This is a genomic window from Streptomyces sp. 5K101, from assembly GCF_046506645.1.
Classification (GTDB): Bacteria; Actinomycetota; Actinomycetes; order Streptomycetales; family Streptomycetaceae; genus Streptomyces.
In genome coordinates, this window is record NZ_JBKFFO010000004.1 from 453,869 (window position 1) to 472,606 (window position 18,738).

Sequence of the window (18,738 nt, forward strand, 5' to 3'; positions counted from 1 at the left end):
CAGGGGTTGGGCCTGTCTCCCGGCCTTCAGCGGGTGGTGATCACGGGGGCGGCGGGCGATGCGGCGGCGTGCCTCAGGACGTCCTCGAGGCCGGTGAGGAGCGCGGTCACGTCCTCGGGTGCGGCGGCCCGGTGGTTGAACTCGGCTGTGCCGCCGATCTCGCCGTCGCGTTCGACCAGGCCGATGCAGGCCAGGGTGGCGGCGGGGTCGGGGCTGTAGAGCTCCAGGTGGCGTGCGGGGGGTCCGGGCAGCTGGCTCACCTCGATTCCGGGGAGGCCGAGGGGCACGGCCGGGTAGTTGTGGAGGGCGAACAGAACGCTGTAGGGCTGGGTCCCGTCGGTGAAGAGCTCGTCGACGGGGAGCCGCTGGTGGGCGAGCGCGTCGGCGACCGAGGCGCGGGTGCGGTGCAGCAGCTGCGCGAAGGACGGATCCCCCGACAGGTCGATCCTGATGGGGACCACGGTGGTGAACTGTCCCACCGCGCCTTCGAGCTGGGTGGCGAAGCGGCCCGCGGCCGGGGTGCCGACGAAGATGTCGGTGCTCCCGTCGCGGCGGGCGAGGACCACCGCGAGGGCCGCGAGCAGCGTCATGAAGGGGGTGGCGCCCTCGGCCGCGCCGAGGGCGAGTCCGGCGTCGATCGCGCTGCCGGGTCCGCGGTCCAGGTGCACCGGCAGGTGTCCGCGCTCGAAGCCGCCCTCGGCGCGGGGTGCCGCCGTGAGGCCGGCGAACGCGGCCCGCCGGCGCTCCAGTTCGGCGGCGCCGTCCGGGGACGCGAGCCAGCGCCGCTGCCAGTCCGCGTAGTCGGGGAACTGCAGTTCCGGCGGGGCGAGGCCGGGCGCACCGTCCCGGTAGCCGGCCGCGAGGTCGGTGAGGAATACCCCGGACGACCAGCCGTCGAACACCGCGAGGTGCGAGGTGAGGATGAGTACGTGCTCCTCGGGGCCGACGGTCAGCAGCCTGAAGGCGCTGGTCTCGCCGGTCTCCAGGGACAGGGTGGTCCCGGCGCCCTCGGAGACCGCCCGTCGTACGGCCTCCTCCCGTTCGGCGGGTGTGCGGTCCGTCAAATCCGTCCGTGTCAGCCGCAGCGTGGGCTCGTCGTCCACGGTCAGCTGGGGGCGGCCGCCGTCCGGGCTGTCCGTGATGCGGCAGCGCAGCGCCTCGTGGCGGGCGAGTACGCCGGTGAGCGCGTCGCGCAGCCGTCGGGGGTCGAGGCGTCCGGTGAGGCGCATGGCGTGCGATCCGGTGCCGGCGCCCGGCCGGGCGTGCTCGCGCCGCCGCAGCCGGGCCTGCAGGGCGGTGGCCGGGACCGGCCCCGCGCCGGAGCGCGGGGCCGGCCGGGCGGGGACGGGGCGCCGGGCGGCCAACAGCATGCGGGCCAGTTCGCGTCTGGACTCGGGGAGGGCGGCGAGCGCCTGGTCGACCCCGGCGTCCGACGGAGCGGTCATCACGCGCCGTCCGGGTGCTGCAGGGTCCTGAGCAGGGCGGCGGCCTCTTCGTCGGACATGTTCTCGATCTGGTCGAAGACCGCCAGCAGCCGGTCCTGTTCACCGGCCGCCTCGGCCTGCGCGGCGCGGACGAGGTCGGCCAGGCCGGCGACGGTCGGGCGGCCGAAGAAGTCGGCGAGCGCGATGTCGATCCCGAAGACGGCGCGGACCCGCGAGACGACGATGGTCGCCTGGAGCGAACTGCCGCCGAGCGCGAAGAAGTCGCCTTCGACGTCGGGGCTGGACCACTCCAGCAGCGGGGCGATGATGTCTCGGCAGATCTGCTCCTCGATCGCGTCGCGGGGCGGGGTGCCGCCGGCGGTGGCGTGGTCGACGGGCAGCGGCAGCGCGGACACGTCGACCTTGCCGTGCCGGGTGAGCGGCAGCTCGTCCAGCACGACGACCACGGGGACCATGTAGCCGGGGAGCCGGGAGGCGGCGTAGGCGCGCAGCGTTTCGGCGTCGACGACCTCGGAGGCGTACGCGCCGACCTGTTCGACGGTGACGTACGCGGCGAGCATCTTGTCGCCGCCGGCGGCGGGCTGGGCGAGGGCGACGGCCTGCTGGACGCGCGGATGGCTCATGAGCACGGCCTCGACCTCGCCCGGTTCGATGCGGTGTCCGCGCAGCTTCACCTGGCGGTCGGTGCGGCCGAGGAACTCCAGGTTGCCGCCCGGCAGCCAGCGCACCAGGTCGCCGGTGCGGTAGAGGCGCTCGGTCTCCGGGCCGTCGGCGTAGGGGTTGGGGACGAAGCGCTCGGCGGTCGTCTCGGGCAGGCCCAGATAGCCGCGGGCGACGCCGGGGCCCGCGACGCACAGTTCCGCGGGCACCCCGGGCGGCACCGGGCGCAGCCGGTCGTCGAGGACGAACGCCTGGTGGCCCGGCATGGGCCGGCCGATGGGCGGGTTGCGGTCGTAGCTGCCGGTGCAGTCCATGAGGGTGACGGCGACGGTCGCCTCGGTGGGCCCGTAGCCGTTGACGAACCGGCGGTCCCCCGCGGTCCATTCGGCGACCAGCCTGCCGGGGAACGCCTCGCCGCCGACGGACACCAGACGCAGGGCGGGCAGCCCGGCCTGGTCCAGGAGGGGCAGCAGGGCGGGCGGCAACTCGGCGACGGTCACCCCGTCCTCGCGCATGCGGGTCTGGAGCAGGGCCGGGTCGCGGCGCTCGTCGTCGGTGGCGATGACGAGCTCCCCGCCGGCGAGCAGGGTGGTGAAGACCTCGAAGACGGAGACGTCGAAGGTGAGCGGGGCGAAGTGGAGCACGCGGTCGGCGGCGCCCATCTCGTACGCCCGGGCGATGGTGCGGGAGAAGTGGGTAACCGAACGGTGCTCGATCATCACGCCCTTGGGGGTGCCGCTGCTGCCCGAGGTGTAGAGGACGTAGGCGAGGTCGGACGGGGCCGACGTGGGCGGCAGGGACGGCACGTCGCGCACGGGGGCGGTGTCGCCCGCCGTGACGCGTTCCAGCGGTACGGGCAGTTCGGTGGCGTCGTCGACGAGGGCGTGGCGCACGCCGGCGTCGGTGAGGACGGTCCTGGTCCGGTCGGCGGGCGCGGTGGGGTCGACGGGCACGTAGTGGGCGCCGGCCTTGAGGATGCCGAGGAGTCCCGCGACGGCGGCGGGGCCCCGGCCGAGGCAGACGGCGACCGGGTCGCCGTGCCGTACGCCGCGGTCGCGCAGGCGGTGGGCGATGGCCTCCGACCAGCGGTCCAGGGCCGCGTAGTCGAGTGTCGTGTCACCGTGGCGGACGGCGACGGCGTCGGGCCGGACGGTGGCGCGCTCGCGGAAGGCACGGTCGAGGGTGGTGGTCCAGGCGGCCTCGTCGAGCGGTCCGCCGCGGGACAGCTCGCGGGCGTGCCGGGAGGCGGCCGGCTCCTCGACGAGGCTGAGCTCGCCGATGTGAATGTCCGGGTTGTCGGCCACCTGCTCGATGACGCGCCGGAAGGCGGTCAGCAGGGCGGAGGCGGTGCCGTGCCGGTAGAGGGAGGTGTTGTACTCCAGGGACAGCTCCAGGCCGTTGTTCTCGCCGACGAGGAAGCTCATGTCGAACTTGGCGGCCCCGTCGTGCAGTTGCTCGACGGCGAGCTCCACCCCGGCGGCCTCGGCCGTCTGGGTGCCCCACCGGCCGAGCGAGGTGAACTCGATCTGGAACAGCGGGTGCCGCAGCGGGTCGCGGACGGGGCGGACGGCGTCGACGACCTGCTCGAACGGGAGCTCGCTGTTGGTGAAGGCGTCCATCACGGTGCCTGCCGTGCGGGCGACCAGCTCGCGGAAGGTGAGGGTGTCGGCGACCTCCGTGCGCAGGGTGATCATCTGGACGAAGCAGCCGATGACCCGCTCCAGGTCGGGGTGCGGGCGCGAGGCGCTCGCGGTGCCGACGACGACGTCCTCGGTGTGCGTCCAGTGCCGCAGCAGCGCGTTGAAGGCGGCGAGGAGCGTGGTGAAGACGGTGGTGTCGGAGCTCTCGGCCACCGCGTTCAGCCGGTCGAGCAGTTCCTGTTCCAGGGTGAGCGACAGGCCGCGGCCGTCGCCGCGCGTCTCGGGCGTGCGCGGGTGGTCGGGCATGACCTCGGTCGCCTCGGCGCCCGCGAGAAGCTGCCGCCACTTGTCGGCCAGCGCCTGCCGGTGGTCGGGGTGTTCCAGCTTGGCGCGCTGCCAGACCGCGAAGTCGGCGTACTGGACGGCGAGTTCACCGGGTTCGGGGCGCTTGCCCCGGGCGGCTTCGGCGTAGCCGGCGGTGAGTTCCTCGGTGAAGATGCGGGTGGAGCCCGGATCCCAGACGACGTGGTGGACGACCCACAGCAGGATGTGCCGTTCGTCGGCGAGGCGTACGAGGTGGGCGCGGACGGGCGGCGCCTCGGCGAGGTCGAAGGGAGCGGCCGCGCAGGAGGCGGTGAGTTCGGCGAGGTCGCGATCGGGGTCGTCGCTGTCGCTGAAGTCGCTGGTCTGCACGCCGAGGACGAAGCCGGGCACGGGCTCCTGCCAGGGCACGCCGTCGACCTCGACGAGCTTGCTGTGCAGCACCTGGTGGCGGGCGACGACCGCGCCCAGCGCCTCGTGGAGGGCGGCGCGGTCGAGCGGGCCGTCGAGGCGTATCGCCAGGGCGATGTTGTTGCGGGCCCTGCCCGCGCCCAGCCGGTCGACGAACCACATCTGCTCCTGCTGGAAGGAGGCACGGGACCGGGGGCCGTGGTCGATGCGCGTGAGTTCGTTGCGGTGACCGACGGCGGCGGTCATCTGGTTGCGCATCCGGCCCAGCAACCGGGAGCGCTGTCCCTGGGGCAGCCGGCCGAGCCGTTCGGCGAGGTCAGACATGGGTTCCTCCGTTGCGGTGCAGGTCGGCCAGCAGTGCGGCGAGCCGGTCGGGCAGGTGCTTGGCGAAGTAGTGGCGGCCGCCGGGGATGACGGCGAGCCGCAGGTCGCGGGCGTAGCGGCCCCAGGCGCGGTGGCCCTGCTCGTAGCCCTCGGTCGCGTCGTCGGCGTCGCCGACGATGCAGGTGAGCGGGGTGACGAGCGGGGGTTCGTAGCCGTCGGGCGTGCGGGCGAAGAAGCGGGCGGCCTCGGTCATGTCGTGCCGGACCATCCGCAGCACGGCCGTCAGATCGCTGTCGTCGAGGACGCCGTCGAAGCCGTCCATGGCGGTGAGGTAGCCGACGAGGTCGTCGTCGCTGGAGACGCGTTCCATCTCCAGGGCGTACTCGGGGTCCTCCTCCGGGAGCGCGGCGGCGAGGTGGAGGGCGACCGGCCGCAGGCCGTCGCGCTCCAGGACGCGGGTGGTCTCCAGGGCGGAGACCACACCGGCGCAGTGGCCGTAGACGGCGAACGGTCCGGTGACGGTCCGGGCGATCTCGCGGGCGGCGAGTTCGGCGAACTCGCCGACGGGCAGCATCGGGCCGGGGTTGAGCGGGTCGTGTCCCGGCGGGGAGACGGCCAGCAGTTCGATGTGGGGCGGGAGCGCGGCGGCCAGTGGCTGGTAGGCGATGGCGTCGCCGCCGCCGTGCGGGAAGCAGACGAGGGTGAGCGCGGCGGGGCCTTCGGCGGGCCGCGGGGAGAGCCGGTGCAGGAGCCGGTGCGGGGCCGGTCCGTCGGTGGTGTCCCCGCCGAGCTCCGCGGCGCGGGCCGCGAGGCCGGCCGGGGTGGGGTTGCTGAACAGGTCGACGACGCGCAGGGCGTGCGCCCGCGGTATCGCCTCGGCGACGGCGCGTACCGCGCGGACGGCGGCGAAGGAGTCGCCGCCGAGGGCGAAGAAGTCGTCGTCGGGCCCGACGGATTCCAGGCCCAGGACCTCGGCCCACACGTCGGCGACGCGCTGTGCGCCGGGGTCGACGTCGGTGGGCGGCGTGGCGTGGGGGGCTGCCGCGGCGTCGGTGGGCGACTCGGCCGTGGCGGGCGCGGTGGCGGGCGTGGTCGTGGGTGCCGCGGCCGCGCGCCGGCCGCTCGGCGGCTCGGGCAGGGCCTTGCGGTCGACCTTGCCGTTGGGGCTGAGCGGCAGCCGGTCCAGGACGACGAGTTCGGCGGGCACGCAGTGCGGCGGCAGTACGGTTCCCAGCGCGCCGCGCAGGGCGGCCGGGTCGAGGGCGGCCCCGTCCTCGGGGACCACGTAGCCGATCAGGCGGGCCGAGCCGGCGCCCTGTCGGGCGACGACGACGGCCTCACGGACACCGGGCCGGTCGCGCAGGGCGCTCTCCACCTCGCCCGGTTCGATGCGCAGTCCGTTGAGCTTGATGCGGAAGTCGGTGCGGCCGAGGAGTTCGACGGTGCCGTCGGGCCGGTAGCGGGCCAGGTCGCCGGTGCGGTAGAGCCGTTCGGTGCGGCCGGGTTCGAGTTCGACGTGGACGAACTTCTCCGCCGTCAGCTCCGGCCGGTTCAGATAGCCGCGGGCCAGTCCGACTCCCCCGAGGTGCAGTTCGCCGGGTACGCCCACGGGCACCAGCCGGTCGGCCGGGTCGAGGATGTAGAGGCGCTGGTTGGCCATGGGCCGGCCGTACGGGAGTTTCGTCCAGCCGGGGTCCACCCGGCCGACCCGGTACTCCACGGAGTGGATCGACGCCTCGGTCGCGCCGCCGAGTGCGGCGAAGGAGAGCCCGGGGGCGAAGGCGCGGAGCCGGTCGGGCTGGGTGACGGGGATCCAGTCGCCGCCGAGGAAAGCGGTGCGCAGCCCCGGCAGGGCGGGGCCGCCCGCGTGTTCGAGCTGGTCCAGGAGCAGGCCCAGCAGCGCGGGCGCGGAGTTCCACACGGTGACGCCGTGCCGCTCCATCAGGTCGGCCCAGTGGGCGGGGTCCTTGGCGGCGGCCGGGTCGGGCAGGACGAGGGTGCCGCCCGCGGCGAGCATGCCGAGGGTCTCGTACACGCTCATGTCGAAGCTGGGCGAGGACAGGGCGAGGACCGCGTCCGTGGGCCCGATGCCGTAGGAGCGGTTGAGGTCGAGCAGGTTGTTGACCACGCCGCGGTGTTCCAGCGCGATGCCCTTGGGGGTGCCGGTGGAACCGGAGGTGAAGATGATGTACGCCAGGTCGCGGGAGGTGACGGGGACCGCCGGCCGGGTCGCGGGCAGCGTCTCGAGCACCGGCCGGTCGGTGTCGAGCAGGACGCGGACGGTGTCGGGGCCGAGCGGGAGCCGGCCGATGAGCTCCGAGTCGGACACGACGATCGGCGGAGCGGCGTCGCGCAGCAGGAGGCCCAGGCGTTCGGCCGGGTACTCGGGGTCGAGGGGGACGTAGGCGGCGCCGGCCTTGAGGACGGCGAGGATCGCGGTGACGAGCCCCGGTCCGCGGCGCAGGCACAGGGCGACGGTCCGGTCCGGTCCGGCGCCCGCCTCGGCCAGGTGGTGGGCGAGGCGGTTGGCCCGCTCCTCCAGCTCCCGGTAGGTGACGGTCCAGCCGCCGAGTCCGCCGCAGACGACGGCCGCGGAGTCGGGGCGCCGGTCCGCGTGCTCCTCGAACAGGTGGTGCAGGCAGGCGTCCTGCGGGAACGGCGCGCGGGTGGCGTTCCAGTCGTCGATGGCCGTGCGGCGCTCGGCGCCGGTGAGCAGCGGCAGGGTGGAGATCGGCACGTCGGGCACGGCGACGGCGGCTTCCAGGGTGGTCAGGAAGTGGCCGAGCAGCCGGTCGACGGTCGGGGCGTCGAAGAGTGCGGTGGGGTACTCCACGAGGGCGCGGACGGCGCTGCCGGTGTCGTGGACGCTGATCATCAGGTCGTACTTGGTGGCGCGGGAGGAGAAGTCGATGGGCTCGGTGTCGAGTCCGGCGAGACCGGGCGCGGTGTCCGGGGTCTCGTCCAGCAGGAACATCACGGAGGTCAGCGGCGGGCGGCTGGGGTCGCGCGGCAGCCCGAGCGCGTCGACGATCAGGTCGAAGGGCAGCTCCTGGTGCGCGTACGCCTGGAGCGTGGTGTGCCGGGTGGAGCGGACGAGTTCCGCGAAGCCCGGGTCGCCGCCCGTTCTGATGCGCAGCGGCAGCGTGTTGACGAAGAACCCGACGAGGTCGCTGAAGGCGGGGTGGTCGCGGCCGGAGACGGAGGTGCCGACGACGATGTCCTCCTGGCCGGTCCAGCGGCGCAGGGTGGCGGCGAAGCCGGCGAGCATCGTCATGTAGAGGGTGGCGCCCTCCGACTTGCCGAACTCCCGCAGGCGCGCGATGAGGCGCGGCGGCAGGTCGATGTAGCGGGAGGCTCCGGCGTGGCCGAAGACGGGCGGCCGGGGCCGGTCGGTGGGGAGGTCCACGGGGGTGGCGCCGCTCAGCTCCTCGCGCCAGAAACCGGTGAGCTTCTCCAGGCGTTCGCCGCTGATGCGGCGGCGCTGCCAGGCGGCGAAGTCGGCGTACTGGAGGGCGAGATGGGTCAGCGGCTCGGCGGCCGCTCCGACGCGCGCCGCGTACGCGCGCTCGAGCTCGGTGTAGAGCAGCCGCATCGACCAGCCGTCGGTGACGATGTGGTGCAGGTTGAGGACGAGGACGTGGTCGTCGGCGCCGATGCGGGCGAGTGAGGCGCGCAGCGGCACGGCGCCGGCGAGGTCGAACGGCGCGGCGGCGTCCGCGTCGTAGAACGCCCGGACGGCGGCCTCGTCCGGCAGGTCGCTCACCGGCAGCGGCAGCCGGAAGCCGTGCAGCACGTGGGGCTCGGCCTCGGTGGCGCCGGGCACGTCCCGGTAGACGGTGCGCAGCACCTCGTGGCGGTCCACCACGTCCTGGAGCGCGCCGTGCAGGGCCGGCACGTCGAGGGGGCCGCGGATGCGGGTGGCGACGGGGACGTTGTAGGCGGGGCTGCCGGGCTGGAGCTGGTCGATGAACCACAGGCGCCGCTGGGCGAAGGAGAGCACCGGCGCCTCGGAGGGATCCCGTGGTGCCGGCTCGGGGTCCTCCCGTACGGCGCCGCGCCCTCCGCCCCGGCCCGCGAGGGCCTGGAACAGTGCCCTGCGGTGCTTCGGCAGTGCGGCTATGCGTTCGGCGAGGGACTCGCTCACCTTGTGCCTCCGTGCGGTCTGAGGAAGAGGAATACGGCGAGTGGGGGCGCGCAGCGCCCCGTTCGTGCGGGCCGCACCTGCCGGCGCGGTGCGTCGGTCGGTCCGCCCGCCGTGCGGGCCGCACCCGCGGTGCGGTTCGTTCCGGTGCGGGCGACTGCCTGCGCTGCCCGCGCGGCTACGGGCTGCGAGCGGCTGCCCGGTCGTACGGCGGTCCATCGCGGACCGCCCCGGTGCGGAAGCCGACCCCCTCGGGCGGGACGGCATCCGCTCGTCTCGTGCGGGCAGCTACCCGTCCTGCAGGCCGCACCCTGGCGGCGCGGTGCGCCGGTCGGTCCGCCCGCTGTACGGGCCGCCCCCGCAGGGTGCGGGTCGTTCCCGTGCGGGCGACAGCCCGCGGTTTCCCGCGGCTCACGGCCGCTGAGGTGCGGGCGGCGGCCCACTATCCCCGCGCCCGGTGGGCAGTACCCCGCGGGGCGGTCGGCCCGGGGAGGGGCGGAGCGGATGCCGGTTGGGGCGGCACCCGCTCCGGGCCGGCCCCGGGGCGGCCTAGGCGCCGACCTTGGCGTCGTCCGCCACGGGCTCGGCGCCCTCGGCGGGTGCGTCGGCCCCCGGCATCTCCTTGATCGCGGCGACCGGGCCGCCCAGCAGCGTCAGGCCGCCGACGATGGTGATCGCTCCGGCGACGGCCAGCGCCGCGGTGAGGCCGAACGCCTCGCCCAGCGCGCCGCCGGCGAAGTAGCCGAGGGACAGGGCGCCGTACACGGCCGACAGAGCGGCACCGCTGACGCGGCCCATCTGCTCGTTCGGCGTGATGCCCTGGACCAGGCTGAGGACGTGGATGTCGAACATCGGGGACACGAAGCCGATGACGGCCTGGACCACGATCAGACCGACGAATCCGGCGACCGCGCCTCCCGTCGGCACCAGGATGTACCCGGCGCCCAGCACGACCGCGGTCAGGATCAGGGTGCGGCCGACCGTGAGCACCTTGGTGACCTGCTCGGACAGGACCGCACCGACGATGACGAAGACCGACATCACGGCGAAGGCCGCACCGACCTGGCCGGGGCTCAGGTCGAGCACCTTGTACGCGTACACGATCAGCAGGGCGTCGCCCATGGCGGCGCCGAGGTTGACCACGACGTTGGCGGTGAACAGGCCGCGCAGAACGGGGTTGCCGAAGAGGGTCTTCAGGCCCTCCTTCATCTCGGCCTTGGCGGACGCCTTCGTCTCCTCCAGCCGCGCCCGGCTGTCCCGGTGCCGGATGAGCAGCAGGGCCACGAGGGACACGAGGAAGGTGAACGCGTCCGCGGTGATGGCGCGGGCCGCGCCGAGCAGCTGGATCAGCGCGCCACCGGCGCCGGCGCCGACGGCCTCGGCGACGCTGCGGCTGATCTGGAGCTTGGTGTTGCCCTCGACCAGGTTCTCGGTGCCGATGAGCTGCGGCAGCCACGACTGGTAGGAGACCTCGAAGAAGGTGGTCAGGACACCGGTGATGCCGGCCGCGATGTAGACGTGGGTCATGGTGACCGAGTCGAACGCGAAGGCCAGCGGGATCGAGCCCAGTGCCGCGAAGCGGCCGAGGTCGGCCACGATCATGACCGTACGGCGCGAGACCCTGTCCGCGACCAGTCCGGCGACCGGGGCGAGCAGCAGGAACGGGAGGAAGCGCAGTGCGCCGAGGACGCCGACCTCGAACGCTCCTCCGTCGAGAAAGACGACCGCGAGGGTCGGTAGTGCGAGCAGTGAGATCTTGTCGCCGAAGTTGCTGACGGTCTGCCCGAACCACAGACGATTGAAATCGGAATGCCGACCGAGTGCCATGTCGACGCCCTTTTCTGGTTGGGGACGGAATTGTCGGACGGCACTGACGCTATGGAGGGGTGGTTAGCGACCGGTTACGGATCCGGGCGATTGAAGACCGGTGATGGACTACGTATGAGAAGCGTTGTAGAAGCGTGCGATGTCGGCGCTCTCCCGGGCGATCTCCGCCGAGACGGCCGCGTCGAGCGGCTCGTTCCCGGCGAAGGGCTCGACCACGGGCTCCGCGCCGCGCCGGCCGCCCGACCAGGTGCCGACCGCCCAGCCGTCGACGACGACGGTGGCGCGGATGACGCCGCCGCCCGGCCACACCCGGCGCTCGTGCTCGGCGGGCACGGACAGGTCCCTGCGCCGGTATCCGACAAGATAGTTGTCGTACGCCGGAAGCAACCGTACGTCTCCTTGCGGGATTTCCGCGGCGTCCTTCCGCGCGGGCTCACCGGCGGCGGCCCAGGCGCTCTTGCAGACGGTCGTCCGCAGCCCCGACCAGTGGACGAAATCCTCCACGTCACTGGGCCCGTGGGCGACACGGTAGCGCCGGGCGAGTTCGGCCACGGCGGCGGACCCGGTGAAGGGCGACGGGCCGGAGGCCGGCAGCCAGTCGTCGAGCAGGACGAAGGTGGCCTCGCCGGCGCGCTGGGGTCCGTGGCAGATCAGCCCGGACAGCGCGGTCCGGCGGATCAGGTGGAAGGCGGACTGGCCCTTGGACTCGACGCCCAGGGTGCCCAGGCGTTCGGTGAGTTCGGCCCGGGTGAGCGGGCCCTCGCCGTCGACGGCGCTCACGATCAGCTTCGCCGCCCGTTCGCACAGGCCCTCGTCCAGGCCGAGTTCGCGCAGGCGGCGGGCGGCGAGTGCCAGGTAGACGGGTCCGAAGAGGCCGAGCAGCCAGCGGGCGTCGGCCGCCGGCACCAGGTGCAGCGTGCCGCGCATGAACCAGCCGCGTACGGCGCTGCGTTCGGTGTCGGTGGCGCGCCTGACGTCGTCGGCGGTCAGGCCCTGGACGCGGGCGCGCAGGCCGAGGCCGGCCGCCGCGAGGTCCTGCGCCTGGACGGCGACGACCCGGTCCAGGGCGTCGGCGACCGTCGTCTCACGGACCCGCCCCCCGATCGCCTGTGCGTGTGCTCGGAGCAGCCGGTCGGCAGTACGTCGTTCCACAGTCCCCAAGTCTTTCACCGAGTCGGATCGTCGGACACCGCCCGCAGCGGCACGTGTTCGCGGGCGGCCGTACCGCCGGCGACGCCAGCCCGACCGGGCCGGGCGCCTGGGCCGGACGCGACCGGCCCTGCGGCGTCCACCGGCCGCCGCCCCGCACGAAGGTCAGGCTCCGCGCCGGCCGCCGGAGCAGGCGGGCGGCGCAGAGCCTGACGAGTGCGCGGGCAGGGCGTCCGGTGGCGGAGCGCAGGGCGCCGGCCCGGTCCGGCTCCGTACGGGTAGCAGCCCCCGTACGTCACCGGCGGCGGCCAGGACGTCCCGGCCCGCCCGGCCGGCGCGACCGCCGCCGTCAGCGCCTGCGGCGCAGGACCGCGTAGTACCCGGGCAGCAGGAGCGCGTCCGCGTCCGACTGCGGGTCGATGGCGTGCAGCTGGATCGCCTCGTCGTCCAGGATCTCCCAGTCGTCCGCCGGGAAGGCGGCGGTGAGTTCGGGCCGGGTGAAGCGGTTCGAGTGGCGTACGCCGGCCGCCTCCAGCGGCCCGACCAGGTCCTCGGCCCGGCCGCGTTTGCCGCCGACGAAGCCGAGGTATCCGAAGGAGTTGCTGGAGTAGTCGGGCTCGTGGATGATCAGCACCCCGTCGGGGCCCAGCAGCCGGCCGGCGACCGTCGCGAGGCGTGCCCGGGCGGCGCTGTCGAGGACGTGGAAGACACCGCGGACGAAGATGTTGTACGGGCCCTCGCCCAGGGCGGCGGCCTGCTCGGTGTCGGTCATGTCGACGGCGAGGTACTCGACGTTCGTCACGCCCTCCGCACGCGCCTCGCGGACGGCGTGCTCGATGGCGCTGGCGGAGACGTCCACACCGACCACGCGCGGGTAGTGCGGCGCGAGTTCGCGGCTGTAGCGGCCGTTGCCGCAGCCGAGGTCGATGACCGGCAGGTCGCTGCCGAAGTGCTTACGGGCCTGGCCGAGCAGCCACTGGAACTCCTCGCCGCTGTCGGCGTCCCAGATGACGTCGCCGCCGCGGCCGGTGCGTTCGATGCCGGCCCAGTACCGCTCCCACGCGTCGCCGGTGTCGCGCTCCTCGACGGGCTCGGCGGCCGCGCTCTCCTCGCCGGGCGGCGGCGAGAAGCGCTCCCAGATCTCGTCCTCGCCGAGGGCCTCCAGCAACGCGACGAATTCCTGGAACATCGACTCGATCAGCCCGTCGGGGTAGACCGCGGGCAGGTGGTCCCAGTTGAAGGTGAGGCCGCCGGCCTTCTCGAAGACCTGGAAGTCCAGCGAGACCTGCGGGGTCTGGGAGATCCCGTACACCGGCACGCCCAGTTCGGTCTCCTCGTACTGCGGCGGGTGGCCGGCGAGGCTCGTCATCACCACGGGCATGGCGGGCGCGAGGGAGCCGCGCAGTTTGGTCAGCTCGCGCAGCACCTGGACGCCGCTGAAGTAGCGGTGCTCCAGGTCGGCCCACAGGCGGCGCTGCACGGCCTGGGCGCGTCCCGTGAAGGTGGTGTCCTGCTGTTCGACGGCGAGCAGCAAGGTGGTCGTGGTGTCCGCGAGCAGCGAGTTGACCTGCGGGTGCAGCGGAAGCCGGTTGAAGAGGGGGAAGTTGATGGTGAAGCGGGCCTTACCGCTGGCATTGCCCAGGACCTCGGCGTAGGCGGCGGCGAGCACACCGGAGGCGGTGACCTTGCGGTCGCCGGCCCGCTCCTGAATACGGCTCCACAGCTCGGCGGGCAGCACGTGGCTGAGCCGTTCGAAGCGGACAGGCAGCTCGGGGGCGTCCGCCGGGCGCTCGGGGAGCTGCGGGGCCGGCGGCAGGGTGGCGAGGCGGTCGCGCCAGTACCACTCGGAGCGGCGGTAGAGCTCGCTGTCGCGCAGCGAGTTGCCGACGGCCAGCACGTAGTCGCGGAACGTCAACTCCAGCGGCGCGAGCTCGGTGCCTGAACGGGGCCGTGGCTTGCCTGGGCGGGGGCCGTTTGCTGTCCGGTGGGTGGTTTCCACGGGCTCGGTGCCGGGCTCGGTGTAGTAGGCGACCAGGTCCGGGATGAGGACCTGGAAGTAGCTCCAGGCGTCGGCCACGAGGAAGTCGAGGCAGAGGTGGATGCGGGCGCGCCCGCCGCCGAGCAGGCTGATCCGCACGTCGAACAGGGGCCAGCCGTCGGCGTCGAGCACCTGGTGCGACAACTGCTCCCGCAGGGCCAGCAGTTCCTGCTCGCGCGCGGCCTCGTCCAGGGCGCGGAGGTCGGTGACCGGGATGTCGTAGTCGGGGATCTCCGCGTACACCTGCTGGGTGCCGTTGGGCAGGATGCGGGTGCGCAGCGCGTCGTGGCGCTCGACGAGCCGTCGCCAGGCGTGCTCGAAGCGGGCGATGTCGAGGTTCTCGCTCTCCCACTCGAAGTAGCCGTGGCAGCCGACGTTGCCGAGTTCGACCAGGCCGCCCCGGCCGATCCACAGGGCCTGCTGGCTCTCGGTGAGTGGGAAGGGCTCGAAGCGGGCGTCCGGGTCGGGGACGATCGCGGCCAGGCCGCCGAACTCGCCCCGGCCCGCAGTGCGTTCGGTGACGATGAGCGCGCCGAGCTCGGCGACGGTCGGGCAGGACGACAGGTCGGAGAGGCTGAGTTCGACGCCGTAGCGGCGGCGGATCTCGTCGATCAGCTGGAACGCCAGCAGCGAGTGGCCGCCCAGTTCGAAGAAGTTGTCGTGGATGCCGACGCCGTCGGTGCGGAACGCCTCGGCCCACAGGCGCACCAGGCCGTCCTCGATCTCGTTGCGCGGGGGCTCGTAGCCGGCGCTGACGGTCTCGCGGGAGTCGGGCGGCTCGGGCAGGCTGCGGCGGTCGACCTTGCCGTTGGCGAGGCGGGGCAGCGCGGGCAGGACGACGACGGTGGCGGGGACCATGTAGTAGGGCAGGGTGCGGGCCACGGCGGCCCGGATCCCGGCCGGCTCCGGGGCCGCGTCGCCGTCGGCGGAGACGTAGGCGACGAGCCGCTTGTCGTTCGCTGCGCGCTCGTGGGTGACGACGACGGCCTCGGCGACGCCGTCGAGGCGGGCGACGTGGGTCTCGACCTCGCCGAGTTCGACGCGGAAGCCGCGGATCTTGACCTGGGCGTCGGAGCGGCCGAGGAGCTCGACGGCCCCGTCCTCGCGGCGGCGGGCGAGGTCGCCGGTGTCGTAGAGCACCGGGTGGGGGTCGCCGGGGACGACGCCGGTACGGAACTTGGCCCCGGTGAGCTCGGGGCGGCCGTGGTACCCGGCGGCGACTCCGGCGCCCGAGACGTGGAGCCGGCCGACCTCGCCGTCGGCGACCGGGCGGTCCTGCTCGTCCAGCAGATGCACGCGCATGTTGGCGATCGGCACACCGACGGGGACCTGCCGGGTGGCCCGGATCTCCTCGGGAGTGGCCTGGCTGGTGAAGTCGACGCCGGCGCCGAGGTCGAGGCAGGTGAGGACGTTGGTGGTCTCGGTGGTGCCGTAGGTCATGACAACCCGGAAGGGGGTGTCGACGGGCGGCCAGCTGTGCACCCGCTCGGCCGTGGTGACGAGGATGCGCAGCGCGGTGTCCGCCGGCCAGTCGAGGGCCCAGACGGGTTCGGCGAGTGCGGCCACGAGCATGGTGTGCGTGATCCGCTCGGCGGCGAGCCAGTCGCGGATCTGCTCCGGGGTCTGGGCCTGACCGGCCTCGGGGATGTGGATTGCCGCGCCCGTCGGCAGGTACGGCAGCCACTCCATGATCTGTACGGCGAAGCCGGACGTGGACATCCAGGAGGCGCGGTCGCCGGGGCGCACTCCGTAGGCGCGGGCGGTCCAGTGGACGAGGTTGGTCAGGGCGCTGTGCCGTTCCCGGACGGCCTTCGGGGTGCCGGTGGACCCGGAGGTGTAGATGAGGTGGCTGACCGTGTCGGGGCCGGTGGCCACTCCGGTCGGCGTCTCGGGCCGGCCCCGGCCCTCGGTGGCGACCTCGGCCCGTGCCATGCCCTCCGGCAGTCGGGGGGCGGCGTCCGCCGGGGCGAGGACGAGCAGCGGTGCGGCGTCGGCGATCATCGCGGCGAGCCGGTCGTCGGGGTTGACCGGGTCGAGGGCGACGATCGCGGCGCCCGACTTGAGGATGGCGAGGGAGCCGATGACGTAGTCGGCGCTGCGCGGGTAGCACAGGCCGATCCGTTCGCCGGGTGCGGCTCCGTGCGCGATCAGCGCGTGGGCCAGCCGGTTGGTCTCGGCCTCCAGCTCGGCGTACGTCCAGGAGCGCTCACCCTGGACGAGGGCGGGGGCGCTCGGGGTGCGGGCGGCCTGCTCGGCCAGCAGCTCGGGGTAGCCGGTGGCGGGGAAGTCGGTTTCGGTCCGGTTGAAGTCGATCAGTGCGGTGGTCACAGCGCGGCCCTTTCTGCCTGTGCGAAGGCTCGGCTGCGCAGCAGCCGTACCGGGAGACTCCTGATCCCCCAGGTGAAGTTGGACGAGTTGAACAGTGCGGGACCGGTCAGTTCGAATCCCTCGAAGCGGTCCAGCATCTCGGTGAGCAGGGCGCCGAGTTCGAAGCGGGCCAGCCGGGCGCCGAGGCACAGGTGGCGGCCGTGGCCGAAGGCGACGTGCCGGTTGGGGCGCCGGTCGACCCGGAAGCTGTGCGGGTCGTCGAAGACGTCCTCGTCGCGGTTGGCGGAGACGTTCCACAGCGTGACCCGGTCGCCGGCGGCGACGGGCGTCCCGTTGATCTCGGTGTCGCGGACCGCGGTACGCAGGGCGTGCACCCCGGGCGTGGTCCAGCGCAGGATCTCCTCGACGGCCGGGGCGATGCCGGCGGGGCCGAGGCCGCGCAGCAGGTCCCACTGTTCGGGGAGCTGCGCGAACATGTGCACCGCGCCGGCGGCGGAGTAGCGGGTGGTCTCGTTGGCGCCGGACAGCACGCCGTTGCAGTTGAAGACGATCTCCTCGTCGCTGAGCGGCCGTTCGGTGCCGTCGCCCTCGTCGACGAGGGTGTCGTGGGCGATCTGGCTGACCAGGTCGTCGCCGGGGCGGGCCCGGCGCTCGCCGAGGAGTTCGATGAAGTAGAGGAAGATCTCCGAGTGCGCGCTGCTGCGCACGCTCTCGTCCGGGGAGTCGAAGGCGTCGGTGGTGAGCGCCCCGATCCAGGACCAGTCGGCCCGCGGGATGCCCATCATGGCGCAGACCACCCGGTTGGGGAGCTGCTTGGCGAGGTCGATGAAGTCCAGTTCGTGCTGCTCGGCGGCCTCGGCCACCAGCTCGCCGACGACCGTCTCGACGAGGGCCTCCATCTTGGGCATCTGCTGGGGGCCGAACGCCTGGTACAGGGCCCGCTTGAGACGCGTGTGGTGGGGGGCGTCGGAGACGATCAGCATGCGCTGGGTGACGGCGGCGACGGCGGCCGGGTCGCTGCCGAGCCGCATGCCCTGCGCGGAGCTGAACGTGTCGCTGTCGGCGTAGACGCTCATGATGTCGCGGTGCTTGCTGAGCACCCAGAAGCCGTCGTCGCCGCCGGGCTCGGGGTGCCAGTGGACGGGCGAGTTGGCGCGCAGCCAGGTGAACGCGGACCAGAAGTCGTTGCGGCCGAAGGGAGCCGGGTCGAGCAGGTCGATGTGCATCTCAGGCTCCTTCGCCCGTCGTCGCGGGGGCGGTTGCCGCCGTGCGCACGCTGCGGGGACGCATGTCGGTCCAGTGCGCGTCCACATGGGCGGCGCACTCGTCCTCGGTGCCGCTGAACCCGGCCGGCGTCCAGCCGTCGGGCAGCTCGCGCGCCGCGGGGTACAGCGCGTACTGGTCCTCGTGGTTGACGAGGACTTGGTAGGTGGTGGGCACGACGTCCTCCGGAATCGGGTGGGCGGGCCGTTCGGCCGGTGGGCGGACCGGGGTTGGGCGGGCGGCCGGGTGGCTGGGGTCGGGCGGGTCAGGGCCTCCGGGACGGGCGGGTCAGGGCCTCCGGGACGGGCGGCCGGTCGGACGGGGCTCGCTCGGCGGGCGGGCGGCCCGCCGAGCGCAGGGCCCGACCCCTGGCCGGATCCCGCGGGCCGCGCCCGGCCAGGGGTCGGGCGGTCAGGGGGCCGACGTGGCCGGGCCGGGGGCCGGACCCGCGGCATAGGCCGGCGCGGCCACGTCCTCCCGCAGCAGTGCGGCCAGGTGCTCGAGTACGGTCTCGGGGCGGCGCAGCACGGCGTGGTGCCCGCCCGTGACGCGGTGGACGTGGAAGCCGGCCGTGGTGATCGCGGCCCAGCCGGCCAGCTCCTGCGCGGTGACGGTCTCGTCGCCGTCGGCGCCCCAGGCGTGCACGGGGACAGGGAGCCGGTCGCCGGGCACGTGGGTGTAACTCAGCGACAACTGCGCGTCCTTGCGCAACATCTCGACCATCAGCGAGCGCGTGTCCTCGTCGAGGAACGCGGGGTCCATTCCGGCGGTGTCGAAGAGCTTGTCCAGTTCCTCGTCGTCGTCGACGATGCCGCGGCCCGCACCGTCCCAGTGACCGGGCGCCCGGCAGGCGCTGACCACGAGGGCGGCGGGAGTCACGCGACGGGCGACCTCGTAGCCGAGCAGCCCGCCGAAGCTGTGGCCGAAGACGACCAGCCGGCGGCCGGCGGCGATCGGCCGCAGTTCGGCGGCGATCGCCTCGACGGCCTCGCCGAACGTCTCCGGCATGGGCTCGCGCCAGCGGTTCTCGCGGCCCGGCAACTGGACGCCGTAAACCTGCGCTGTGCCGGCCAGCGCCGGGGTCCAGGCGCGGAACTGCTGACAGCCCGCGCCGGCCGGCGGCAGGCAGAGCAGGGCCGGAAGGTCCGCGTCGCCCGGCCCGGACGGCCAGGTGGAGATCCAGGTGCCCAT

At 73.8% G+C, this 18,738-nt stretch carries 9 protein-coding genes; all 9 read right to left on the reverse strand.

What is annotated here, in order from left to right; genetic code table 11:
• Positions 1-26: 26 nt before the first annotated feature.
• The gene (locus ACLB9X_RS10430; protein ID WP_410359976.1) at positions 27-1,445 is read right to left on the reverse strand and encodes a condensation domain-containing protein; all 1,419 of its coding nucleotides are present in this window, start codon (positions 1,443-1,445) and stop codon (positions 27-29) included.
• Positions 1,445-4,801 carry a non-ribosomal peptide synthetase gene (locus ACLB9X_RS10435; RefSeq protein ID WP_410359977.1) on the reverse strand — a complete coding sequence of 1,119 codons (3,357 nt, stop codon included), beginning with the start codon at positions 4,799-4,801 and terminating at the stop codon, positions 1,445-1,447. The genes ACLB9X_RS10430 and ACLB9X_RS10435 overlap by 1 nt, the downstream gene beginning before the upstream one ends.
• Positions 4,794-8,945 (reverse strand): non-ribosomal peptide synthetase, encoded by a 4,152-nt coding sequence (locus ACLB9X_RS10440; RefSeq protein WP_410359978.1) that lies wholly within the window; start codon positions 8,943-8,945, stop codon positions 4,794-4,796. Before ACLB9X_RS10440 ends, ACLB9X_RS10435 begins: the two co-directional genes overlap by 8 nt.
• A 546-nt stretch (positions 8,946-9,491) precedes the next feature.
• Positions 9,492-10,769: an MFS transporter gene (locus ACLB9X_RS10445; protein ID WP_410359979.1), complete on the reverse strand. Its 1,278-nt coding sequence runs from the start codon at positions 10,767-10,769 to the stop codon at positions 9,492-9,494.
• 108 nt (positions 10,770-10,877) lie between these two features.
• On the reverse strand, positions 10,878-11,921 hold the full coding sequence (locus ACLB9X_RS10450) for a winged helix DNA-binding domain-containing protein (protein WP_410359980.1): 1,044 nt from the start codon (positions 11,919-11,921) through the stop codon (positions 10,878-10,880).
• Positions 11,922-12,267: 346 nt separating this feature from the next.
• On the reverse strand, positions 12,268-16,284 hold the full coding sequence (locus ACLB9X_RS10455; RefSeq protein ID WP_410359981.1) for an amino acid adenylation domain-containing protein: 4,017 nt from the start codon (positions 16,282-16,284) through the stop codon (positions 12,268-12,270).
• The gene (locus tag ACLB9X_RS10460; RefSeq protein ID WP_410359982.1) at positions 16,281-17,510 is read right to left on the reverse strand and encodes a cytochrome P450; all 1,230 of its coding nucleotides are present in this window, start codon (positions 17,508-17,510) and stop codon (positions 16,281-16,283) included. Before ACLB9X_RS10460 ends, ACLB9X_RS10455 begins: the two co-directional genes overlap by 4 nt.
• A 1-nt stretch (position 17,511) precedes the next feature.
• Positions 17,512-17,724 (reverse strand): MbtH family protein, encoded by a 213-nt coding sequence (locus ACLB9X_RS10465; RefSeq protein ID WP_410359983.1) that lies wholly within the window; start codon positions 17,722-17,724, stop codon positions 17,512-17,514.
• A gap of 234 nt (positions 17,725-17,958) precedes the next feature.
• On the reverse strand, positions 17,959-18,738 hold the full coding sequence (locus ACLB9X_RS10470; protein WP_410359984.1) for a thioesterase II family protein: 780 nt from the start codon (positions 18,736-18,738) through the stop codon (positions 17,959-17,961).

Bases quoted from the DNA above. Each gene is read 5' to 3' on its own strand.
- ACLB9X_RS10430 (WP_410359976.1), bottom strand. From the start codon at position 1,445: ATGACCGCTCCGTCGGACGCCGGGGTCGACCAGGCGCTCGCCGCCCTC.
- ACLB9X_RS10460 (WP_410359982.1), bottom strand. From the start codon at position 17,510: ATGCACATCGACCTGCTCGACCCGGCTCCCTTCGGCCGCAACGACTTC.
- ACLB9X_RS10470 (WP_410359984.1), bottom strand. From the start codon at position 18,738: ATGGGCACCTGGATCTCCACCTGGCCGTCCGGGCCGGGCGACGCGGAC.
- ACLB9X_RS10445 (WP_410359979.1), bottom strand. From the start codon at position 10,769: ATGGCACTCGGTCGGCATTCCGATTTCAATCGTCTGTGGTTCGGGCAG.
- ACLB9X_RS10435 (WP_410359977.1), bottom strand. From the start codon at position 4,801: ATGTCTGACCTCGCCGAACGGCTCGGCCGGCTGCCCCAGGGACAGCGC.